The sequence below is a fragment of the Sphingomonas sp. SRS2 genome (genome assembly GCF_000971055.1).
GTDB lineage: Bacteria > Pseudomonadota > Alphaproteobacteria > Sphingomonadales > Sphingomonadaceae > Rhizorhabdus.
The window spans coordinates 1-23,216 of record NZ_LARW01000133.1 but is presented as its reverse complement, the minus strand read 5'-3'; the positions used below and the strand labels follow the sequence as shown (position 1 = coordinate 23,216).

Sequence of the window (23,216 nt, the reverse complement as noted above, 5' to 3'; positions counted from 1 at the left end):
GATATTTAGGATTCAAATAGAAAATGGTGTGGAGAGGAATGCTATGATTGGCAAAAACGCTGTCTGGCTGATCACGGGATGCTCCAAGGGTTTTGGGCGGGCTATCGCGGAACAGGTCCTGCGGGCTGGCTATCGAGTCGTTGCCACCGCGCGTCGGCAGGCGGATGTCGACGACTTGGCCGCGCAACATCCCGACCGCGTCCTGCCACTCAGGCTGGATATTACCGACCCGACGCAAATCGTCGCGGCGGTCGGCGCGGCCGAGGCGCGCTTCGGGGCGATCGACGTGCTCGTGAACAACGCCGGCTATATTTATCTAGGCGCCGTCGAGGAAGGCGATGAGCAGGATGTCCGAACCCTGTTCGAGACCAATCTCTTCGGCCCCATATCGCTCATCAAGGCAGTGTTGCCAGCCATGAGGGCGCGAAAGAGCGGCCATATCGTCAATATCAGTTCGATCGGCGGGCTCATCACCTTTCCCGGATCGGGCTATTACAACATGGTGAAGTCCGGCGTCGAAGCCTTGTCGGACGTGCTTGCCAAGGAGGTCGGGCCGCTGGGAATCCACGTCACGGTCGTGGCTCCGGGCGCCTTCCGCACCAGTTTTCGTGCTCCCGGTTCTCTCCAGCTCGCGCCTGTCGAGATCGAGGATTATGCCGAAACTGCGGGCGCGGTCCGGACCAGGATTCAGAACGGCCACGGCGCGCAGGCGGGTGACCCAGATCGTGGGGCGAAGGCAATCATCGCCGCCGTGGAGGCGAACGAGCCTCCGGTGCATCTCCTGATCGGAGGCGACGCGCTCGACCTGTTCCGCGAGAAGCTCGACGCGATGAAAGCCGAAACCGACGCGTGGGAGACGCTCACCCGCAGCACCGATTTCACCAGTGCCTGACTGGGGCGCCCGGCCCCCCGCCGTGAGGGCCATCGCGCGATTGCACGATGGCCCGTCGACGGTCAGCTTGCGAAATAGCCTGGCGTGGCGAGGTCCGCGAGCAAGGTCGGCCCCGTGGGCTCCCAGCCGGTGAGCGCGCGCGTGCGTGTGCTGGAGGCGGGCGCATCCACGCCGGCGAAGCACGCCAGCCCGCCGAAATGTTCGGGCGGACGCGGCTCGACGGGCACGTCAAGCGCGCGGCCGATCGCCTCTGCGATGGCACGGAAAGACACGCCCTCTTCCGCGCTGCCATGGTAGAAACGCGCCGGTGCACCGGCCTCCAATATTCGGCGATAGAGCCGGCCGGCATCCGAGACATGCACTGCGGGCCAACGATTCGCGCCGTCGCCGATATAGGCGGACACGCCCGTCGCGCGCGCGATTCCCGCCAGGAAGCTCATGAACAGCGGGTCGCCGATGCCATGTACCGTAGGTGCGAGCCGCACCGATCCCACCCGAATGCCTCGTTCGGCGAGCGCGGCGGCCGCAACTGCGTTCAACCTGGGGAAGCCGGGATCGAAAGGTGGCGGCGCGTCGTCTTCCGTTATGACGCGGCCGGGCGTGAGCAGCGCCAGCCCGGCGGTGATGAGGATGGGCTTGTCCGTTCCCGCGAGCGCCCCGCCCATCGCCTCGATCGCACGCCGTTCCTGCTCGGCATTCTCGGCGAATTTCGAGAAGTCATGGTCGAAAGCGAGATGAATCACCGCGTCGGCATCGCCCGCGGCGCTGGCGAGCAGGTCGACATCGTCAAGGTCGCCGCGCAGCACTTCGACGCCCTTGTCGGCGAGCTCCGCCGCCTTTGCTTCCGAGCGAGACAGGCCGATCACCTGATGGCCCCCTTCCAGAAGATCGCTGGCTACCACGCTGCCGACCCAGCCGCTGGCACCCGTCATGAACACTCGCATTGCAAATCCTTCCTGCCGTTTCATGGGCTATTGTCCGACAAAGGGGATGCCGGTAAAGTTGAGATATTATCCTATTATAACAACCAACAGGATCTGACGTGAGCACTGCGCCCACAGGTGCGCTCGGCACCTTCCTCCGCGAACGCCGCACCAGGCTCGACCCGGCGGCGTTGGGCTATGCCGGCGGCCGGCGACGCACGCCGGGACTTCGCCGGGAAGAGGTGGCGCAGCGCGCCGGGATCAGTTCCACATGGTACAGCTGGCTTGAGCAGGGGCGCGGCGGCGCTCCATCCGCCCATGCACTGGACGGACTTGCCGAAGCGCTGATGCTGACCGAGGCAGAGCGCGAGCACCTGTTCGTTCTTGGCCTCGGCCGGCCCCCCGGAATCCGCTATCAGCCGCCTGGTGGTATAACCCCCCGGCTCCAGCGCGTACTCGATGCGTTCGACGCCAGCCCCGCGATCATCCGCACAGCGACCTGGGACGTGATCGCCTGGAACCGGTCGGCGGCGGCGGTGCTGGCCGATTATGAAGCATTGCCGCTGGCGGAACGCAATGTGCTGCGCTTGCTGTTTCTGGACCCGAAAAGGCGCGAAGCCGATGTCGATTGGGAAAATGTCGCCCGGTTCGTCGTCGGCGTATTCCGGGGCGATACCGTTCGCACCGGCGCGGCTGCGATCGTTCAGCCGCTGGTTGACGAGCTGCGCGCGAAAAGTCCCGACTTCGCCAGGATGTGGCGCGACAGCGAGGTCCATAGTTCGTGCGAAGGCGTCAGGCTTCTGCGACATCCAGATGTGGGTGAGATCGCGCTGGAGTTCTCGGCGTTCGTCGTCGATAGCCGGCCGGATCTCGCCATGCTCGTCTACTCGCCGGTCTCCGCCGACGACGCTGCCAGGGTAAGGGCGCTCAGCGCCCGGAAGCCCGGTTGAGACACATGCGCGGCGCGGCGGCACCGGAAGGGAGATCGTCGTGATCGAACTATTCTATGAATCGACGCCCAACACCCGAAAGGTCGCCATTTTCCTGGAGGAAGCCGGCCTGGACTATCGGCTGACATCGGTCTCGCTGGAACGCGGCGAGCAGCATCACGAAGCCTTCACGGCGCTCAATCCCAATGGCCGCATTCCGGTGATCATCGATCATGGTCCGGATACCGCTTCCCCGGTTACAGTCTTCGAAAGCGGCGCAATACTGCTCTATCTGGCTGAAAAGACCGGGCGGTTCATCCCGGCGGACATGAACGGCCGCTTCGCCACCATCCAATGGCTGTTCTGGCAGATGGCCGGCCTTGGCCCGATGGCGGGGCAGAATGGCCACTTCCTGCTCTACGCACCGGAAAAGCTGCCATATGCGATCGATCGCTATGGACGCGAAACGCGGCGGCTATATGGGGTGCTGGAGACGCAGCTCCAGCGCACCGCTGCTTTCATCGCCGGCGAATATTCGATAGCCGACATGGCCACATTCCCATGGATCATGACGCACAAGGCTCAGGGCCTGACGCTCGACGACTATCCCGCGGTCAAGCGCTGGTTCGCGGAAATACGCGCGCGGCCTGCAGTGCAGCGGGGCCTGGCGGCGGGTGGCGGAATGCCCAGATCTTCCGCGCCGATGACCGATGCCCGCCGCGCGTCGCTCTTCGGAGCCCCACAGGAGCCCCAATGATGAAGCTGGAACTCTTCTTCGACTGTTCGAGCCCGTGGTCCTATCTCGCTTTCGAGCAGGCGCCATCCGTGGCCGCCGAGCTCGGGCTCGACCTCGTCTATCGCCCGGTGCTCGTCGGCGGTGTCTTCAACGCGGTCAACCGCAGCGTCTATGACATGCGCGAAAATGTGCCATCCAAGATGGCCTGGGTGGCCAAGGATCTGAGCGACTGGTCTCGCGCAACCGGGCTTGCGATCCGCTTCCCGCCGCCGGTGTTCCCGGTCAACAGCGCAAAGGCGATGCGCGCTTGCCTCCTCCTCGAAGAGCGGGGCGCGCTCGTCGCTTTCGCGCGTGCCGCCTGCGAGGCCTATTGGGCGCGGGGCGAGGACATCTCGCAAGAAGCGGTACTGGCCGCTCTATGCCGTTCGATCGGCGTCGACCCCGATACCGTCCTGCCGCAGCTGGGCAGTGAGCTGTGGAGGATCAGACTCAGGGCGAATGTCGAAGAACTGATCGGGCGGGGAGGCTTCGGCGTCCCCACCTTCTTTCTGGAACGCGATGACATCTACTTCGGCGTGGACCGCCTGCCGATGATCCGCGAAGCCGTAGGCCGGGCAAGATCGTCCGGAGATATCCGCTAAGGGCCGGATCGCCGCTGAAGCCGTCGGTCCATCGATGAAGGTGATGATGGAAGAGCCGATGAGCGACACGGCTCAAAGCTATTCTGTCATGCTCAGGCCGATATTGGGCGATCGGATCACGGGCGGCGCATAGAAACGGGAAGCGGTATGAGCAGCGCTACGTTGCCGTCATCCGCACGCGTGGCGGTCATCTCGCCGACATCAAGGAACATCGGGACCCATTGGAGGTCCTGCGAACGTTGAAGAGCCCGACAGCCGTCGACGCTTTGGCGGCAGGCGTTTGGACAGCCACGCCCTGATATTCTCTTGCGCCGACCAGACGCGCTGAGCGACCGGGGCGACTCCTGATGCGGTACGCGCCACTAGCGCATTGGACGGGCCCCGGGATCCGCGCGTGCTGTTTCGCCGCGGCACCCTGCTGTGCGAAATCCGCTGGCTGCATTCGATCGATTGATCATGTTGCCGCTTGCATTTGAATTGCAGAATTATATACAAAACGACATTATAAAGTGCGAATCAGCGGCCGCAGAGTCGCAAAGGGATGTTGGGAGGGACTAATATGAGATGGGAATCCTGCGAACTCGCTGAGCATGGCGCAGCGCTGCCGGCGTCGCCCAGCGTGCATATGCCGGCGCCGACCTCCGGCGCTGACAGCGGCATGTTCCGAAAGCATATCGGATGACCAGCAATAGCGGTGGTCGCGCCCGGGCAGGCGAAATCGTCCTCATCACCGGCGGCAGCGAAGGGATCGGCTATCAGGTCGCCAGGAAACTTGCGGCAGAGGGACTCACGGTCCTGCTCGGTGTTCGGGATCTGGTGCAGGGCCGGGATGCGGCAAGCAAGATCGACGGGATTGCCCATGCGATTCCGCTGGATGTAACCGACGCGGATAAGATTGCGGCGGCAGCGGAGCTGATCCGCAGGGATTTCGGGCGCATCGACATCCTCATCAATAACGCCGCGATCGTGCAGACGGGCGGGCTCGAAGCCGGAACGTCGTTCGACGAATATTCGCGGCGCAGCTATCCAAGCAGGGTGTCACTGGACGAGGTTCGCGCCGTCTGGGAAACCAACGTCTTTGGCGTTCTCGCGGTTACTCAGGCAATGCTTCCGCTGCTGCGGCAGGCACCCCAGGCGCGGATCGTCAATATATCGAGCGGCGTTGGATCGCTGACGCTGAACGCTGATCCTGCCGGGCCTTATCGGTCGATCTACGGCCCGCTCTACGGCGCGTCGAAAACCGCGCTCAATGCGCTGACGGTCGCCCTGGCGATCGAACTCGAAGCCGAGGGAATAAAGGTGAACGCAGCTTGTCCGGGTTTCACCCGCACGGCGCTGACCAATTACACCGGAACGCAGACCGCCGAGGAGGCCGCCAGGCATCCTGTCCGGATGGCTCTTATCGGCGCGGACGGCCCCACCGGGTCCTTCTCGGATTTTGACGGCGCGCTGCCCTGGTAGCGGCTGGAGGGGACCAATCGATCGGCAGGTGCAGGGCGCATCGATGTCGTCAGGCCGGATCGTGGCGAGGTGAAAGCGCGGACGACCGATAACGGGCTGCCGTCAGCAGACATAAGAATAAAGGGAGGAAAATAATGAATCGATCGAAGCTCAAATATGGCGTGGCGGCAATATGCCTGGGCGCCACCATGCCGGCGTGGTCGCAGGAGATTGCCCAACCGGTCGTCGAGCCGCAGGCGGCGGCGATTGAGGAAATCGTCGTCACGGCGCGCGGGCGTAATGAGGGGCTTCAGAAATCGCCCGCCGCGATCACCGCCTTCTCCGCAAAGCAGATCGATGACGCGCGGATCAAGAACGTCGCCGACTTCATCGCCAAGACTCCGAATATCTCGATCACGAAGAGCCAGAGCGCCGGATCGTCGTTCATCACGGTCCGTGGCATTACGCAGGTGCGCAACGGCGAAAGCCCGGTCGCGGTCGTCGTCGACGGCGTTCAGCAGATCACCTCGAAGCAGTTCAGCAGCGATCTGTTCGACGTGCAGCAGATCGAGGTTCTGCGCGGTCCGCAAGGCGCGCTTTACGGCCGCAACGCGATAGGCGGTGCGATCGTGATCACCTCGAAACCGCCCGCCGACGAACTGGAGTTCAATGCCAATCTCTCGGCCGGCAATGGCGAGGATTATCGCGTCCAGGCGGCGGTCAGTGGCCCGCTCATCGAGGACAAGCTGATGTTCCGCCTTGCCGGCAGCTTCCATGATTTCGGCGGCCGCTTCGAGAATGTCTTCCTCAATCGGAAGGTCGACTGGCTGAAGGACCGCAACATTCGCGGGGCGCTGAAGGCCAATCTCACCGATACCCTGACCGCCGAACTGCGGGGCAGTTATAACGACACCCGGGGCACCTCGTTCAATTTCCTATATCAGCCGGTCAAATATGCCTCGCCGACCTCATGCTTCCTCGATCCCGCCAATCCATTTGGCGGCCCGGCGCCCGACGCCAACCGGGTGAGCCGGCGCTACTGCGCGAATAATGCCGGTTCGAACAAGCGGACCATCGCGAATATCTCACTGCGGCTTCAGAAATCGGCGGATTGGGGAACCATCACCAACACCCTGTCCTGGGTCAATGTGGAAGAATTCGGCAAGGCGGACCAGTTTCCCTATACGGCCAGCCGTAACCTCTTCGGCTTCGCCGATGGCGCGCAGACGCAGTTCGAGACTTTCGACTCCTGGCAGAACGAGTTCCGCGTCGCATCATCGAACGACAATCGGTTCCGCTGGATGGTCGGCGCCTATTATCTATACACCAACCGCTATATTTCGACGTCGACCAGCCAGGACAACGACCTCGGGATCATCAACCTCTACCGGGTTCCGCAATTCAACAATCCGATCAACCCGACGCTGACCTTCCTGGCGGATGAAAACCACAATACCGCCTATGCCTTTTTCGGGAACCTCGCTTATGATGTCACGGATGCGCTCGAGGTCTCGGCCGCGTTCCGTTACGACCATGATCGCCGCCATCAGCTCATCAGCCCGATCGCCAATGTCGGCGTGCCGGCGGGATGCACGGTCGCCAACACCGATCCGTGCTCGCGTACCGCCAATTTCAGCAAGTCGCAGCCGAAGTTTACGGTGAATTACCGTCCCGACAGCAACCTCACCCTGTTCGCCAATTGGGGCGTCGGTTTCCGCTCGGGTCAGTTCAACCAGGCCGGTGCGGCCGCCGCGGCAAATCTGCCGGGCCTGACCGATCTCGCCAAGGCCGAGAGCGCATCGACGACCGAGGCCGGGATCAAGCTGCGCCTGCTCGATGGCAAGATGCGCATAAATGCGACGGGCTACCACACCAACGGCAAGAACCCGTTCAACTTCATATATGTCGGCAGCATCAACGCGCAGATCCTCGTCTCCATCGACAAGACCGAGCTTTATGGCGGCGAGGTCGAGGTCGATTTCACGCCGATGGAAGGCCTGAATCTGTTCGGAAGCTATGGATATACGCATAGCGAGATCAAGAAATACACGCTCGACCCCGCCGCCGTCGGCAACTGGGCGCCTTACATCCCACGCGACAGCGCGACGCTCGGCCTGCAATACCGCCTGCCGGTGAATGACAGCTTCAACCTGTTTACGCGTGGGGAAATGGAGCATCACGGCAAGCAACACTGGGATGCCGAAAACACGAGCGCCCGCTCCGCTTATCAGCTGTACAATGTCCGCGCCGGGTTCGAAACGGCGGATGGCAAGTGGAGCCTCACCGCTTACGTCAACAATCTTACCAACACCAACTACAACGCCGAGTGGGCGTCCGGCGGCTTCGCCTTTCCGGGACAGCTGCGATCCTATGGGGTCGAACTGCAGGCGCGGTTCTGACGGCGAATAGGCGGCGGCGGGGAACATCCTGCCGCCGCTAATTGACAATCAATCGAATGAATGAGAATAAATTGCGGACCTATGTCCCTGATTACGGTCGAGATGGGACGTGTAGAGATTTGATCCGGTCGCCCAGATGCGCGGAATGAGAGGAATGGCGGTGCCCGACTATTTTGGTGAAGTGGCGCGCTTCGATCTGGCATCGGCGTTGGCGGGCCTCGAAGCGTCCGGTTATCGGGGATTGAACGCGGCGGTCATCTGCTGCGATCGTCACGCGACCGACCCGGCCCGCGTTGCGCTCCGCGCCCGAAACGCGGACGGCGAGACGCGCGAATGGACCTTCGCCGAGTTGCGGCGGCATTCCGAAAGAGTGGCTGCCCTGCTGGCCTCGCTGGGCGTCGGCAAGGGGGATTGCGTGGCGGGCCTCCTGCCCAGAACCGCCGATCTTCTCATCACGATCATTGCCGCATGGCGTCTCGGCGCGGTGTATCAGCCACTGTTCACTGCCTTTGGCCCAAAGGCGATCGAATATCGTCTCCTGGAGGCCGGCACGAAAGTCGTCGTGACGGACGCCGCCAACTGCGACAAGATCGGCGCGGACGCCGGTGTCGCCGTCGTGAATATTCAGGCGAATGACGCCGATCATGATTTCGGGATCGATGTCGGTCCCGGATTCCTGCCGGACGAGCCGGTCGCTTGCGGGCTGGACGATCCCTTTCTCATCATGTTCACCTCGGGCACCACCGGAGCGCCCAAGCCGCTCTTCGTGCCGATCCGCGCGATCGCGGCCTTCATGGGCTACCTGACCGATGGCGTCGGCCTGACGGCGGACGACCGCTTCTGGAACCTCGCCGATCCGGGCTGGGCCTATGGCTTATATTATGCCGTGACCGCGCCGCTCGCATTGGGGGCCGCGACCACTTTCTACGAGGGGTCTTTCACGGTCGAAAGCACCTATGAAACTATCGAGGCGTTCGGCATTTCGTGTCTGGCGGGCTCACCGACGGCCTATCGGCGCATCATCGCGGCGGGCCCGGGGGCGGCGGCGCCCTTCAAGGGAAGGATCAGGACGGTCAGCAGCGCCGGCGAGGCATTGAATCCCGAGGTTATCCGGTGGTTCGACGAGCATCTGGAGGCGCCGATCCGCGACCATTATGGGCAGACCGAAATGGGCATGGTGCTGTGCAATCATCACGGATTGTCGCATCCGGTGCGCGTCGGTTCGGCGGGTTTCGCCTCGCCCGGTTTTCGGCTGGCGATCCTGTCCGAAGGATTGGAGGAGTTGGGTCCGGGCGAGCCGGGCGTTCTCGCGGTTGACCGGTCTCAGTCTCCCTTGATGTGGTTCGCGGGCTATCTCGGCCGGGAAACCTCCTCCTTCGTCGATCGCTGGTATCTGACCGGCGACATGTGCGAGGCAAACGAGGACGGCAGCATATCCTTTGTGGGCCGATCGGACGACGTCATCACGACGTCGGGCTACCGGGTCGGGCCGTTCGACGTCGAAAGCGCGCTGCTCGAACATGAAGCCGTCATCGAATCGGCGGTTATCGGCAAGCCGGATCCCGATCGCACCGAGATCATCAAAGCCTTCGTGGTTCTCCAGGAAGGTTTCGAACCCAGCGGGCAGATCGTCGACAGTTTGCAGCGCCATGTCAAAACGCGCCTTTCGGCTCACGCCTTTCCCCGTGAGATCGAATTCGTGCCGTCATTGCCGAAGACGCCGAGTGGGAAGACGCAGCATTTCGTGTTGAGGGCGCAGGAGAAAGCCCGCGCCGAGTCCGCTTCGATCACCTGATCCGGCGGGCCGGCGGCGCGTTGGACAAAGGCGCTGGCAAGACGTCGAATTCCCCATTACCGGAACGGGATCACAGGAGCAGAGTAGATCGGCATGAGCCTGACTGACGGAAAACATGCGATAATCAATGCGGTAAAGGGCCGACGTTCCGTCAGGCGTTTCCTGCCGACCGCAGTGCCCGACGAGGTGGTGATGGAGATCATCGAGGTCGCCTCACGCGCGCCCTCAGGGCAGAATATGCAGCCGTGGCTGATTCATTTCGTGACGGGCGACGTCAGGGATTCGCTGTGCCGCGAGGTCACTGCCGCGGCGGCGGCCGGGGAACGCAGCGATGACTATCCCTATTTCCCGCAGGAAATCCGCGAACCCTATCTCTCCCGCCGTCGCAAGGTCGGCTTCGACCTGTTCAACATCTACGGGATCGCGCGCGACGACCTGGAAGGGCGGAAGGGCGCGTTGCTGCGCAATTTCGAGTTTTTCGGCGCGCCTGTCGGCCTGTTTTTCGTCATGGAGCGCGACTGGGGTCTGGGTGCGTGGCTCGACATAGGCAATGTCATGACGAATGTGATGACCGTCGCCAGAGCCTTTGGCCTCGAAACCTGCCCGCAGCAGGCATGGGCGGAATATGCGCCTCCGGTACGCAAGGTGCTGGGCATTCCCGATCATCAGGTAATCGTCTCCGGCATGGCGCTCGGTCATGCGGACTATCCCGCGAGGGAGAATCAGCTCGTCACCGAGCGGGCTGCGCCGGAAGAGTTCGTCATACGGCATCGCTGAGCGCGTGTGCCTGATCATGTTTGCGGCTGATTCCAACCCCGCCGGCAACGGCTTTGACGGGGTGGGGGCCAGCGGCTTAATTGCCCTGGAGAAACGATATGAAGTTCGCTGATCTGACCGCCCGTCTGCGCGTCCCGGTTGTGGCGGCGCCGATGCTGCTCGTCTCCGGGACCGATCTCGTCATCGCCGCAGGGAGGGCCGGCATCCTCGGAGCCTTTCCGGCGCTCAACGCCCGCTCGACGTCCGAGCTCAAGGACTGGCTGGAGAGGGTCGACGGGGCGCTGGAAGGGCGGCCCTATGCCGTCAACCTGATCATACAGGGCCCGGGCGCGCCGCGCCTGGAGGACGACCTCGCCTTGATCGAAGCCTTCAAACCGCCCGTGGTCATCACCAGCGTGGGCAATCCAGCCCAGGCCGTGAAGCGCATTCACGGTTTCGGCGGTCTTGTGCTCCACGACGTCGCGACCCTCCGCCACGCCCATAAGGCGATCGAGGCCGGCGTCGACGGGCTGATTCTTCTGACCACCGGGGCGGGGGGGCACACCGGCTCGGCCAATCCGTTCGCCTTCGTGTCGCAGGTCCGCACTTTCTGGAGCGGGCCGATCCTTCTCGCCGGTGCGATTTCGGACGGCAGCGGCATCGCTGCCGCGCGCGCGCTCGGTGCGGATCTCGCCTATATGGGCACGCGCTTCGCCGCATCCGCCGAATCGCTGGCGTCCGACGCCTACAAGGCGCTGCTGGTCTCCGAAACCATGGCGGACGTCGTTCTGACCGACAGGATTTCGGGGCTTCCCGCGACCTTCCTGCGCGGCTCGATAGTGCAGGCTGGTCTCGATCCCGACGCCCTTCCCGAGCGGGCCGAACTCTTCAGGCCGAACCTGCCGGCCAATATAAAGGCGTGGCGGGGTGTCTGGAGCGGCGGCCCGGGCGTGGGTTCGATCACCGACATACCGCCGGTTGCCGAGATCGTCAGGCGGCTCGCGGAGGACTATGATGCCGCAAAGGCGAGGTTCGCGGCTGCCTGAGGCAGCCCGCCCGGGGGAAAGGCCCTGATTATCGTGCCTGCCCCTTGGCGGGCAGAGGTGCGCCCGTCCGCGATGTCGCGGTGTGAAGGATCGCGGCCAGGGCGGCCACCAGCGCAGCGCTTCCACAAAAGGTGACGGCGGCAAAGCCGTGGCCGTCCTTTATCAGCCCCGCCATGACCTGTCCCGCCGCCGCGCCGAACGGAATCATCCCGCTGGTCAGCACGGCAATGCGTCCGGTCAGATCGAGGCTCGCCATGAGCCCGAGATAATAGGGCAGGTTGAACGCCCAGCTGAACATCACCAGCAGTGCTGCCGCCACGAAGAAGTTCGTGCCGATCAGCCACAGCCCGAGCGCCATGGCCAATGTGCCGGAGACGAGGGGTAGAACCCTTCCGAAACGCAGGCCCAGGACGGTGGCAACGCCCGCACCCGCGATTCCGCCAAAGCCCGCGACAGAAAGCGCTGTCGCGATCATGTCGGCATCCAGTCCCCGATAGGCGGCGATCTGACTTGCCATCGGCCACACCAGACCAAAGCCGAAGAACAACAGGAACATGCCGAGAAGGCCGGACAGCACCGCAACCGGCGATGCCGTGGGGCCGTCCCGATGCGATGGTGCATTTTGCCGGGAGGCTGGCAAAGCGCCATGCTTCGGCAGCGCGAGAAGGAACGCCATGTGGATGGCGACGAAAGCGCCCGTTACCAGCATCGCCCCGGCGGCGGGCGCGCTTCTGGCGTACCAGACGATCAGCGCCAGCAGGGCGGTAGTCGTTACCAGGTTGCAGGCGACCGCGAGGCCGAAGGTGCGATCCGGGGCGGCCATAGCCGCAATCGATGCGACGGCCACCGCGTAGAGAGCGCCCTCTCCGACCCCCGCAGCCATTCGCAGGATGCCGATCGCGAAAGGATCGGCGGTCTCCATGCTCCCCAGCTGGCCGATGGCCGCCAGAAGGATGGCACAGAGCGCAATGGCGCGACGGTTCCATCTGTTGACGATCAGGGGCGCCAGAACGACTGTTATCGCCATCGAGAACAGCTCGATCGAGCCAAGCGTGGCGGCGGTCCCGACATCCAGCCCGCGCGCCACGAACGCATCCACGAAGGTCGGCATAAGCGCGCCGATGATCGCCGCCGGGTTGGTGAGCATGGCGATCATCAGCGCCTGGCCCCACCGGGCGGACGGGGACGGAGCCGAGAGGTCAGGCCTGGATGATCGATCGGTCAATGTCGGTACTCCGCTGGAGACCCCGGCCACTCCAGCTGCGTTCGCCCGAATGCGGGCGGCGCTCCGTTCAGGCCGGCGGGGATTTACGGCCGGCCGGCGCCGATCCGGCGGCGGCGCATCATTTCGGGTCGGCGGGTCACGCCATGGTGAAGCGGACGGGCATGCGCTTGATCGCGCTGACGTTGATCGATCGCGATCGTTCGACCGGACCGGCGAGCTCGATCGACCTCACCCGGCGAAAGAATTCCTCGAAGAAGATCCGCATCTCGAGCCGCCCCAGATGCTGGCCGAGGCATATATGCGGACCATATCCGAAACCGATCTGGGGGTTCGGCGCACGGTTCGCCTTGAACGTGAATGGGTCCTCGAAGACTTCCTCGTCGCGGTTGGCGGACGGGTATGACAGCATCATCCAATCCCCCTTGCGAATGGTCTGGCCGCGCAAGCTGTAATCGCGCTCCGCCGTTCGCATGAAGCTGAGCAGCGGCGACGTCCATCGGACGCATTCTTCGACCAGTGCCGGCACCAGCGATCGATCGTTCTTCACCATGGTGAACTGCTCGGGCGATTCCGCCAGCGCGCCGACGCCGCCGGCGGTCGAGGAGCTTGTCGTATCGTGCCCTGCGGTCAGGATCGCGATATATTGGCTGGTCACGTCCCATTCCGACAGAAGCTTGCCGTCGACGGTGGCGTTGGCGATCACCGACGCGATATCGTCGGTGGGGTTTGCCCGTCGCGCCTTTATCAGGTCGCTGAAGAATTGCTTGAACTCGGCAAGCGCGCCGAGATCGTAAGAGCTTGCCTCGCTCTCGTCGACGCTCGAATGCGACTTGCTGATCTCGGGATCCTGCGGATTGAACAATTCCTGGGTGAGCCGCAGCATCATATCCTCGTCTTCACGCGGCAGACCCATGAGCGAGAGAATGACCCGAAGCGGATAGCGGAGCGCGACGCGTTCGGCGAAGTCGCACATGTTCCCCTGGGCGGCCATCTCGTCGATCGACTCGATCGCGAGCGCGCGGATATCCTCTTCGAGCCCGCGAATGCCCTTCGGCGTGAAATTCTTGAATGTGAGCCGGCGATAAATGGAGTGTTCCGGCGGGTCCATCGTGATAAGCACCCTGAAAAATGGAGCTGTCTCACGATTTTCGAGATATTGCCGTTCAGCAGACTGGCTCAACAGCGCACAGCGATGATCGTTATTGGAAAAGATCAGAGGCTGGCGGCTGATCTCCATGACGTCGGCATGTTTGGTCACTAGCCAGAACGGATCGAAACCCGGAGTGTCGACCAGGCCGAGCGGGATATTGTGCCGCAGTTCGGCGAACGATCGATGGATCGCTTCCCAATCGGCATAGGCGGACGGGCTGACCACCTGCCTGGCGATTGCCGGCGGGACGAAATCCGCTTCGGGCCGCGCGCCTGCCGCTTGAACATTTCCCTCGCAGCCCATGTCGAGCTTCCTCCCAAGGTCGTTTTTATATGCCGACAGTTATTTCAGTCAATCGAATGATTGTCAAGCAGGCGACTCATATGCGGCGGCCGTCATGAGGCGTTGGCGGGCGATGCTTGTCAACGCTGCTGGCGGCGGCGCGTTGTCCGATATGAGGCTGCGGCGGCGGCCGGCGGCCGGTCGATCAGGGGTGAGTGGGATCGCACAACCGCCGGAAGATCAGGACGGAGATTTCCGTCATGTCCTCAACCATGGCCGCAATCCTGGCCTTGTTCAGATCTTCGGGCCGCGACTGGGTCGGTATCGTGGCCGATATGCTCACGCAGATGGTAAGGACCTCGTAGAGCCTGTTGCGGGAAGCGGCAGGAAACATCTTGCTGAGCAGTTCGATATATCGCTCTCGCACTGCTGCCACCTTCAGCTCCATCGCGTCCTTGGCGATGTCGGCGTGAGAAAATTGTGCAGCGACTATCCTGAGATAGCTGTGGCCGGCCGGAGTGTCGGCTTCGCGAACCATCGGGCCGAGATAGCTTCTGAGCAGATAGCGCAGACGTTCCAAGAAGTCGGTGTTCTCGGGCACGGTTTCCAGATGGGTCAGCCGCTCGGCGAGTATCGGCTCAAGCGCATTCTCGATCACCGAGACGTACAGCGCTTCCTTGGTCTTGAAATAATAGTTTGCCGCGCCGGGATTGACCCCGACCTCGCGCTGAATGGCGCGCTGGCTGGCGCCTTGCAGCCCATGTTCCGCGAAGTGGACCGCCGCAACCGCCAGCAGCCGATCGCGCACCGAGAGGTCCTGGTTGCTGGACGGCATGTTCGATTTCGGCATTATGTTCGACTTGGGCATTATGTCCTGATGCCTCAATAATAGGCATGAAGCAACGGGCCGGCGGGAGGGCCCGCCAGCGGCGGACCCTGGCGGCAAATTAAGCCGCCTGCTTCATTTCATCATCTCTCACACGATGCGGCAGCATGCCCATGCCGTGGAGGTCCGATTGAAATGCCAGGGCGGCCGCGATCAGTGGGTGTGACGGCAGCCCGAAGGGTGATGGCCGGCAAGGCATGCCGCATGGCGCTTGGCATATCGCGCCATCATTCCGAAGATCTCGAGGAAATCCGTTTTCGCATCGGGGCTGCCCCATTGGCGATAGAGGAAATTGACGCTTCCGGCCATGCGCTCGGGCAGCAGCCAGGAATCGAAAGGCGGGGCCAGTTCGATGTCGGCCGCTGCTTCCTCGACCCCCATGCCCGCTTCGAAACGCTTTCGAGCCTCGCGGCGCAGATTCTCCATATAGGTCTTGAAGATGCCCACGCCCTTCTTGTCGGTCAGGGGGCCGTGGCCGGGGACCACGACATCGACGTCGAGGTCCATGATCAGGTCGCAGGCGGCGAGCCAGCCGTCGATCGACCCCTCCCAGACCGCGGGATGGACGTTTATGAACAGGATATCGCCGGTATATACGACCTTGTCCTGAACGGAATGGATCAGGGTGTCGCCGGGTGTGTGGGCCGGGCCGACATTGATGAGGCGCACGTCCTTGTCGCCTACCTTGAGCGTCATCTCCCGCTCGTACGTTTCCGTTGGGAGCACCAGTCCGTATCCCCGGAAATCGAAGCCGGACGCCTTTGCCCAGGAGGCGATATACTTCGCCCCTTCCCCCAGGGATTCGGCATTGTCGATCATTTCCTGATGCTTCTCCGGCGTGAGCTTCATGAACTCCGCCGCCGTCGCGCTCGATGCGATGATCCGGGCGTCGCCCACCAGCTTGTTGCCATAGGTGTGATCGGCATCGGCGTGAGAGTTGACGAGAATGTCGATATGCCGCGCCGCGTCGCTGGCGTCGCGCATCGCGCCCAGCATCGTGGCGGTCATGTTCAGGTCATAGAGCGTGTCGACGAGCAGAGAGCACTCGCCATCCGTTACCAGTCCGGCGTTGGACCAGCCCCAGCCGCCATCCGGCTGGAGCCAGGCCCAGCAGCCTCGCCCTAGCTCATGGAGTCCTTTTGTATAACCGCCCTGCATGCAAATCTCCATTCATCCACGAGCGCCGATGGAGAGCATGACAGGCCTTCGCCCCCGCACCCCCGAGCCCATCTTCATGACCATCAGAGGTCAGCCGCCCACAACATTATCGCCGAATACAATCACATGATTGAGATGGTGACGCAAGTCGATAGATTCGCTTCGTTTAGAACAAGTTGCGGGATCAGGCGCACGATTGACACGGCCGTGCTTCCTGATGTAGACGCCGTCGTCAGGCGCTTGCCTGCCTTATTTGGCGCCATCTCCCAATCCGGCGTCGGCGACCCGCAGTGCACCGTTGCAGCGCATTCCGCACCCTGTTTTCTGCGGATCGCAAGGCTATTCGGTAATTCCGATCAATGCTGGTGGGAGCCGCTTGCCGCTACCCGTTGACAAGGGCGGCCTCAAATTCTATCAATCGACTGGTATATACGTGGCAAATGCCGATCCCTTCTGGCCGGCCTACGGGCAGGGCGATGGATTGGCCGTCCATCCAGATAGCGTCAAACAAGGAGGGGATGAGTGGCGATCGACCATACGCATGATGCCGCCAAGCGGAGCTGGGTGGCGAGCGCGAACGATGGAATTACCGAATTCCCCCTTCAGAATCTGCCTCTTGGCATATTCTCGCCGCCGCGTGGCGATCGACGCTGCGGCGTGGCGATCGGCAATCAGATTCTGGATTTACGCGAAGCCGCGAACCGGGGTCTGCTTAACCCTCCCGCCGCCGATGCGGTAAGGGGCGAGGCGCTCGACGCACTTTTTGCGCTGGGACGCCCTGTGCTGCGATCGCTGCGCCATGACATCTTCAGGATTTTGGCCGCGGATGGTGGGCCGGGCGACGAAACGCTGCTGCATGCGATGGCGGATTGCAGCCTTTATCTGCCCACCACGGTGAGAAATTTTTCCGACTTTTTCGTTGGCGTGCACCATGCGATCCGTTGCGGTCAGATCATCAATGGCGATGATTACGAACTGTCGCAGAACTACGCCTATATGCCGATCGCCTATAATGGCCGGCCATCGACGGTTTGCGTCAGCGGCACCGACATCCGGCGTCCTGTCGGGCTGCGCAAGCGGCTTTCGGAAGATCCCCTTCCAAGCTTCGGTCCGTGCCAGTGGATGGATTTCGAACTCGAGCTGGGATTTTTCGTCGGTTCGGGCAATGCGTTCGGTGAGCCCGTCCCGATTGCGGACGCCGGCGATCAGGTCGTCGGCTTTTGCCTTCTCAACGATTGGTCCGCTCGGGACATCCAGATGTTCGAGATGGCGCCCCTGGGCGCATTCAACGGAAAGAGCTCCGGCACCAGCATCTCGCCATGGGTAATCACCGCTGATGCGATGGAGCCGTTCCGGCGGCCCGCGATGGAGCGGCTTCCCAACTCACCGGAAATCCCGGCATATCTTCATGACGAATCCGACCAGCGCATGGGCGGCGCCGACATCGCGCTGACGGCGACGATATCGACCGCGAAGATGCGCGCGGCTGGCGAGCCACCGGTGCGATTGCTGCAGACCCATGCACGCTATTGCTATTGGACCTTCGCGCAGATGGTCGCTCAGCACAGCATCACCGGTTGCAGTCTCCTGCCGGGCGATCTGATCGGCACGGGAACGATATCGGGGCCGACACGCGCCGATCTCGCCAGCTTTTTCGAATTGAGCTTCATCGGCAAGCAGCCGTTCGAGCTTCCGAACGGCGAAACCCGCGGCTTCATCGAAGACGGCGATGAGATCGCCTTCGGTGGGCGGTGCGAACGGGAAGGCTTCGTACCGATCGGCTTCGGCACCTGCGCGGGACGTATCCTGCCGGCGTTGTCGCATGCCGCATAGCCTTGAAACCACGAAGCGATGTTCAGAAGGAAGTGATCCATGCGCGCAATGACGGTCGGCAACCCCGCAACGCTCGAGAATCTGAAGCTTGTCGATATCCCGGACGCTGGTTCGCCGGGGCCTGGCGAAATTCTGGTGAAGCTGCATGCCAGCTCGCTCAACTATAAGGATTTTCTCGTGGCCACTGGTCTGCTCCCGGTCGACGCGGGGCGGATTCCGTTGTGCGACGGTGCGGGCGAGGTTCTGGCGGTGGGCGAAGGGGTCGTCGATCTTGCGGTCGGCGACCGCGTTGTCGCGGTATTCCATACGCGTTGGCCGGCGGGCGAAATGCCGTCCGATGCGATGCGTGGGGCCCCCGGCGACACTATCGACGGCTATGCGCGCCAGTTTGCGGTCGCGCCGGCGACCTGGTTTTCTCGCGCTCCCGAGGGCTACAGCCATGCCGAGGCCGCGACGCTGACCTGCGCCGGTCTCACCGCGTGGCGCGCGCTGGTGCCGGATGGCCCCGTCATCGCCGGACAGACCGTACTGGTTCAGGGAACCGGCGGCGTGTCCCTGTTCGCGCTGCAATTCGCGAAGGCGATGGGGGCGATCGTCATCGCGACATCATCGAGCGACGCGAAGCTCGAACGCCTGAAGGCGCTCGGCGCGGACCATCTCATCAATTACAAAACGCTTCCCGAATGGGGGGAGGCGGCCTTCAACCTGACCGGTGGCGTCGATCATGTGGTCGAGGTCGGCGGCTCGGGCACCTTGCCCCAATCCATCGCCGCGACTGGCTATGGCGGACATATATCGCTGGTCGGCGTGCTCACGGGCCGGGGCGGCGAGATACCTTCCGGAATGATCACGCGAAAGCGCCTCCGCGTGCAGGGCGTGCAGGTCGGCAGCCGTAAGGATCATTTCAACATGATCGCGGCGATCAACGCCACGGGGATCCGGCCGGTCATCGATCGGAGTTTGCCGCTGGAGGAGCTGGCCCCCGCGCTGAGCCTCCAGGAAAGCGGCGTCCACTTCGGCAAGATCACCATCGATATCGGCTGATCGCCCTTCTCCGGGGCGAAGGGACGGCCGGCCCGATAGCCGCCGTCAACCGTCCCGGAGTGCATCATGACCGCCGCGATGTGTGCTATCCGGGCGTTCGGCCAGCTTAAACAGAAATGGCGCCAGTGATCGGGCTGCAGCTTGTCGGCCGCTCCGGCCCGCCAGACGGACAGAAGGCCGGCGATATCCTCGCCGGCCTTCTTCCATTCCGTCATTCGGCTGGGGTTGGACGGGCCATCATGCGATGGACCCGCCTTGCCGACAGTGTCTTATGTCGCGGCCATGATCCGCCTTAGAAAGCATATCTGATGGTTGCGCCATAGGTACGCGGCTCTTCGAGGTAGCCGTTGATCGGAAAGCCGAAGAGGCCCGAACTGACATAGGCGCTGCTGACCGTGGTCTTGTTCGTGATGTTACGAACGAACAGCGAGCCGCTGATCTTCTCTCCGACGGATGTCCAGTTCAGGAACGCGTTGAGCTTCGCGAAGGAAGGCTGGCTGAGATAAGGCACGTTGAACGCGGTGAGATAGGATCGGTCGCGATAGGATATCTCACCGCGCAGGGTGAAGTCCCCGGCGCCGGTCGGCAGGGTGTACTGCGCTCCCGCGAAGAAGGTGAAATTGGGGGACTGGCTGAGCGTATTGCCCGCAAGGTTGAACGCGGGATTGCCGTTGATCAGCGTGGTTCCGTCACCAAAGGGACGGGCGAGATCGCGGCTGACATATTCGTCGAACCGGGCGTGGAGCCAGGCGGCGTTGGCATCGATCCGCACGCGCTCCACCGGGCGCACCTGCAGTTCGGCCTCAAGCCCGTAGATCGTCGCCGTCGCGGCATTTTCGAGCACGGTCGACTGATCTTCCACCTTCCCGACCTGGAGGTCGGAATATTTATAGTAGAAGCCTGCGAGGTTCAGGCGGACGCGTCGGTCGAACAACGTCGATTTCATGCCGCCCTCGAAGGCGGACACCTTCTCCGGATTGACCGGCGGGGAAAGCGTGCCGAGGCTGTAGGTGCCCGATTTGAAACCCTTCGACCATGATGCATAGAGCAGGACGTCGGGCGTGACCTGATAGTCGAGCGCGATGCGCGGGGTGAAGGAGTTGAAGCGCTCGCTACCAGGCTGGGAGATCGTTCCGGCCGGGGGCTGCAGCACGAGGTTCGCCGGCGTGCTCGCGTCGAACGGAGTCGCGACGTCGAACAGGAACTGATCGAGCGCCCGCTTCTTCTCGGTGCTGTAGCGCCCGCCGACCGTCAGCCGCAATACATCGCTGAGCTTGTAGGTAGCCTGGCCGAACACCGCCATCGCCTTGGTCTTGATGAAGCCACCGCCCCAATAGCCTTGGGTCAGATAGTTGGTAGGCGGTGGGAAGAAGGCGAAATTGTCGAACGGTATGGCAAGCTGGCCACGATCATTCTCATTGAAATAGAAGAGGCCGACCAGCCAATTCAGCCGGTCGTGATTGCCGGTGATCTGGAATTCCTGGCTGAACTGCCTGTCCTGCTCGGCCTGATAGATCGGCGCGATCGGGGCGCTGGTCGAATCGATGTCCGACAGCGTCTGGTATTTCAGCTTGCGATAGGCGGTCAGCGAAACCAGGTCGATCTCGTCGCTCAGTTCGTAGCTGATCCGGCCGCTCGCGCCCCAGAAGCGGACCCTGTTCGTCGGATCGACATTGTTCGCAAGGTCACGCCGGTTCGATGGGGCCTGCCCGCCGAACAGGGTCAGGCCAAATGGCGTGATCGGCACGCCGGGGGCGGAGAAGGCCCCGCCGCCGAGATAATGATAGCCGCCCGAATGATCGCTGCGCCGATAATAATCGGCTTTGAGGTCGACGGTCAGCCGGTCGTTCGGCGTGAAGCGCAGGCTGCCCCGGATGGCGCGGCTGTTGAGATCGTCGATTTCGTTGCCGGTGACGACATTCTTGCCATAACCGTCATGATCCTGGGTCTGGAAGGCGACGCGCGCGGAAAGGACATCAGGGATGATGGCGCCTCCGACAGCGCCCTCGGCGACGATCTGGTTATAGTTGCCGGCGGTAAGGCTGGCGTAGCCGGAGAGCTCTTCGGTGGGGCCGCGCGTCGTTATGTTGATCGAGCCGCCGGTGGCGTTGCGCCCATAAAGCGTGCCTTGCGGGCCGCGTAGCACCTCGACCTGCTGAATATCGTAGAAGCTCGCCAGGGCGGCGACCGATCGCGATATGAATATGCCGTCGACGTGAAAGGCGATACTGCCCTCGGCGCCAGGCTGCAGGCTCTCGAGCCCGATGCCGCGCAGCGTGATCTTGGCGACGCCGAGCTGTTCGCCGAGGTTGAGGCCCGGAACGGTCGCGGCGACGCCCTGAAGATCGCGGATGCCGCTGCGCTCAAGCTCCGAAGCGGTGATCGCCGTGATAGCCAGCGGAACCTTTTGCAGCGATTCCGAACGCTTCTGGGCGGTGACGACGATTTCGGCGACCTCAGCGGCGCTGACGGCTGTCGTAGCCTGAGCGGCGATATCCGCCTGCGCCGAAGCCGCCGACGACAATGCCGCCGCGAGTGCTGCCAAACCAACGTATGACGACATTTTAGTCATATCCCTCTCCCCATCAAAGCTGCGTTCACAGCGCAACCGGCTTTTGCCGTTCATTCGATTGCTAGAATAAGTGTGTGCAGCTGTCAACCAGTGTCGCTGACGAGGGCCGGCTCCCGGCACGTCCAGCTAGTGCGGATAATATGATCGCAGCCAGTGTAATCCTGGCGGACCATTGCTAGATTGCTTCCCACAGCCGGTGTTCATTACCCGGCATAGAGGAGGCACTTCGCACTCAATCTCAATCATATGATTGAGATTGAGTGGCAGCAGGCGCTATTTTCGATCACCGTAAACTCGGCCGATACGACAATGATCGATCCGATCTGGAAAAAGCAGATGCTCGATCTGACCTTCGGCGCCTGATCTCGCAATTGGGTCAGCTTCGTGTCTGCGCGAGGGCGGAGGGCAGTTCGTGGCGCAGCAGGTCGATCAGCGCGCTGATCTTCGGCTGGAGATGGCGGCGCTGCGGATAGACCGCCCAGATGGGCTCCGCGTCGGGCGCATGCTCCTCCAATATCGGCTCCAGCCGGCCCTGCGCGATCAGGGGGAGCACATAGAATTCGGGTAGCTGGCAGATGCCCGCGCCGGCCAGCGCCGCTTCGGCGATCGCGCCGCCGCTGTTGCAGCGCCATCGACCCTTGGGCCGGTAAATCTCCTCGCGGCCCTGCCGTTTGAATTGCCAGGTCGTGGTTGTGCCGATCAGGCATTCATGGCTGGCGAGGTCCGACAGGCGACGGGGACGGCCATGCGCGAGAAGATAGTCGGGCGCGGCGCAGCAATGCAGGGTGCGCGAGGCGATGCGCGTGCGGATCAGGCTCGAATCGGCAAGCTGGCCGGTACGGATCGCCAGGTCATAGCCTTCGCCGACGATATCGATGATGCGATTGGTGAGTTCGATCGTCACGCTCAGCCTTGGATGGCGCGCGGAAAATTCCCGCACAAGCGGCGCGATGAAGCGCTCGCCCATGGCGGTCGAGCAGGTGATGCGAAGCTCGCCTTGTGGTTCGCCGCGCTCGTCGATCAGTGCGATCGCCTCGTCGCGCTCCATGATGATCCGGCGGCACCGTTCGAGGAAAACCTGTCCCGTGTCGGTCAGGCGCACGCTGCGCGTCGTGCGGTGGAACAGCTGTGCCTGGACGCGCTGTTCGAGCCGCGCGACCGCCCGGCTCATATGGGTGGTCGACATTGCCAATGCGACCGCCCCTCCCGAAAAGCTGCCGGTGGTGGCGACTGCCACAAATTCGTCGATCCCGTCCCAACGCGACATGATTATCCCTCAATAGCAATAATGAATTGCATTTCTGTCTAGTTATCACGCTGCGGGGATATTGCTATCGCACCTGAACATGATGGACGTCGCCTCAGGCGAAGCTGGGAGTTGTCGATGAAGACCCGTGCCGCAGTCGCGTTTGAGGCGAAGAAGCCTTTGGAGATCGTGGAGCTGGACCTTGAGGGTCCGAAGGCGGGCGAGGTCCTGGTCGAGATCATGGCGACCGGCATCTGCCACAC

Annotated in this window: 19 protein-coding genes and 1 pseudogene; 12 read left to right on the top strand and 8 right to left on the bottom strand. The window is 62.7% G+C overall.

Annotated features, from left to right (window positions below; translation table 11 throughout):
• A partial coding sequence (locus tag WP12_RS26035) for a hypothetical protein (protein ID WP_235399228.1) occupies positions 1 to 190 on the bottom strand: 190 nt, incomplete at its 3' end.
• On the opposite strand from WP12_RS26035, the gene WP12_RS20800 reads away from it, so the two are divergent.
• Positions 104 to 892, top strand: coding sequence for an oxidoreductase (locus tag WP12_RS20800; RefSeq protein ID WP_235399227.1), 789 nt, complete (start codon positions 104 to 106; stop codon positions 890 to 892). The genes WP12_RS26035 and WP12_RS20800 overlap by 87 nt on opposite strands.
• Before the next feature lie 62 nt (positions 893 to 954).
• Here the strand turns inward: WP12_RS20800 and WP12_RS20795 are convergent, their stop codons facing one another.
• Positions 955 to 1,824: an SDR family oxidoreductase gene (locus tag WP12_RS20795; protein ID WP_235399226.1), complete on the bottom strand. Its 870-nt coding sequence runs from the start codon at positions 1,822 to 1,824 to the stop codon at positions 955 to 957.
• A 110-nt stretch (positions 1,825 to 1,934) separates the two neighbouring features.
• Between WP12_RS20795 and WP12_RS20790 the strand changes: the two genes are divergently transcribed.
• The 8 genes from WP12_RS20790 to WP12_RS20755 all read left to right on the top strand — a co-directional run bounded on the left by WP12_RS20790 (position 1,935) and on the right by WP12_RS20755 (position 11,557).
• A complete protein-coding gene (locus tag WP12_RS20790) occupies positions 1,935 to 2,765 on the top strand; it encodes a helix-turn-helix transcriptional regulator (protein ID WP_046195578.1) in 831 nt (276 codons plus the stop codon).
• A gap of 40 nt (positions 2,766 to 2,805) precedes the next feature.
• On the top strand, positions 2,806 to 3,501 hold the full coding sequence (locus WP12_RS20785; RefSeq protein ID WP_046195577.1) for a glutathione S-transferase N-terminal domain-containing protein: 696 nt from the start codon (positions 2,806 to 2,808) through the stop codon (positions 3,499 to 3,501).
• Positions 3,501 to 4,121: a 2-hydroxychromene-2-carboxylate isomerase gene (locus WP12_RS20780; protein ID WP_046195584.1), complete on the top strand. Its 621-nt coding sequence runs from the start codon at positions 3,501 to 3,503 to the stop codon at positions 4,119 to 4,121. Before WP12_RS20785 ends, WP12_RS20780 begins: the two co-directional genes overlap by 1 nt.
• Before the next feature lie 678 nt (positions 4,122 to 4,799).
• Complete coding sequence (locus WP12_RS20775; RefSeq protein ID WP_046195576.1) at positions 4,800 to 5,582, top strand: SDR family NAD(P)-dependent oxidoreductase; 783 nt, start codon at positions 4,800 to 4,802, stop codon at positions 5,580 to 5,582.
• Between the two features lie 134 nt (positions 5,583 to 5,716).
• Positions 5,717 to 7,960 carry a TonB-dependent receptor gene (locus tag WP12_RS20770; protein ID WP_046195575.1) on the top strand — a complete coding sequence of 748 codons (2,244 nt, stop codon included), beginning with the start codon at positions 5,717 to 5,719 and terminating at the stop codon, positions 7,958 to 7,960.
• A gap of 160 nt (positions 7,961 to 8,120) precedes the next feature.
• On the top strand, positions 8,121 to 9,755 hold the full coding sequence (locus WP12_RS20765) for an AMP-binding protein (protein ID WP_046195583.1): 1,635 nt from the start codon (positions 8,121 to 8,123) through the stop codon (positions 9,753 to 9,755).
• Between the two features lie 93 nt (positions 9,756 to 9,848).
• Entirely contained in the window at positions 9,849 to 10,532 is a 684-nt protein-coding gene (locus tag WP12_RS20760) for a nitroreductase (RefSeq protein ID WP_046195574.1), read from the top strand.
• Positions 10,533 to 10,630: 98 nt separating this feature from the next.
• Positions 10,631 to 11,557, top strand: a complete 927-nt coding sequence (locus WP12_RS20755) for an NAD(P)H-dependent flavin oxidoreductase (RefSeq protein ID WP_046195573.1) — start codon at positions 10,631 to 10,633, stop codon at positions 11,555 to 11,557.
• 28 nt (positions 11,558 to 11,585) lie between these two features.
• On the opposite strand, the gene WP12_RS20750 is transcribed toward WP12_RS20755, so the two are convergent.
• The 4 genes from WP12_RS20750 to WP12_RS20735 all read right to left on the bottom strand — a co-directional run bounded on the left by WP12_RS20750 (position 11,586) and on the right by WP12_RS20735 (position 16,258).
• Positions 11,586 to 12,713, bottom strand: coding sequence for a hypothetical protein (locus WP12_RS20750; protein ID WP_152664104.1), 1,128 nt, complete (start codon positions 12,711 to 12,713; stop codon positions 11,586 to 11,588).
• A gap of 205 nt (positions 12,714 to 12,918) precedes the next feature.
• Positions 12,919 to 14,235 (bottom strand): cytochrome P450, encoded by a 1,317-nt coding sequence (locus WP12_RS20745; protein ID WP_052730535.1) that lies wholly within the window; start codon positions 14,233 to 14,235, stop codon positions 12,919 to 12,921.
• 184 nt (positions 14,236 to 14,419) lie between these two features.
• Entirely contained in the window at positions 14,420 to 15,082 is a 663-nt protein-coding gene (locus WP12_RS23640; protein ID WP_052730534.1) for a TetR/AcrR family transcriptional regulator, read from the bottom strand.
• A gap of 171 nt (positions 15,083 to 15,253) precedes the next feature.
• Positions 15,254 to 16,258, bottom strand: a complete 1,005-nt coding sequence (locus WP12_RS20735; protein ID WP_046195580.1) for an MBL fold metallo-hydrolase — start codon at positions 16,256 to 16,258, stop codon at positions 15,254 to 15,256.
• Positions 16,259 to 16,780: 522 nt separating this feature from the next.
• On the opposite strand from WP12_RS20735, the gene fahA reads away from it, so the two are divergent.
• Positions 16,781 to 18,091 carry a fumarylacetoacetase gene (fahA, locus tag WP12_RS20730; RefSeq protein ID WP_046195571.1) on the top strand — a complete coding sequence of 437 codons (1,311 nt, stop codon included), beginning with the start codon at positions 16,781 to 16,783 and terminating at the stop codon, positions 18,089 to 18,091.
• Positions 18,092 to 18,130: 39 nt separating this feature from the next.
• Positions 18,131 to 19,135 carry a zinc-dependent alcohol dehydrogenase family protein gene (locus WP12_RS20725; protein ID WP_046195570.1) on the top strand — a complete coding sequence of 335 codons (1,005 nt, stop codon included), beginning with the start codon at positions 18,131 to 18,133 and terminating at the stop codon, positions 19,133 to 19,135.
• A gap of 292 nt (positions 19,136 to 19,427) precedes the next feature.
• Here WP12_RS20725 and WP12_RS20720 read toward each other — a convergent pair whose 3' ends face one another.
• Both WP12_RS20720 and WP12_RS20715 read right to left on the bottom strand, forming a co-directional pair.
• Positions 19,428 to 21,698, bottom strand: coding sequence for a TonB-dependent receptor (locus WP12_RS20720; RefSeq protein ID WP_046195569.1), 2,271 nt, complete (start codon positions 21,696 to 21,698; stop codon positions 19,428 to 19,430).
• 385 nt (positions 21,699 to 22,083) lie between these two features.
• Complete coding sequence (locus WP12_RS20715) at positions 22,084 to 22,974, bottom strand: LysR substrate-binding domain-containing protein (protein WP_046195568.1); 891 nt, start codon at positions 22,972 to 22,974, stop codon at positions 22,084 to 22,086.
• A 117-nt stretch (positions 22,975 to 23,091) separates the two neighbouring features.
• Here WP12_RS20715 and WP12_RS25085 point away from each other — a divergent pair.
• A pseudogene (locus WP12_RS25085) lies at positions 23,092 to 23,216 on the top strand (S-(hydroxymethyl)glutathione dehydrogenase); the annotation flags it as partial.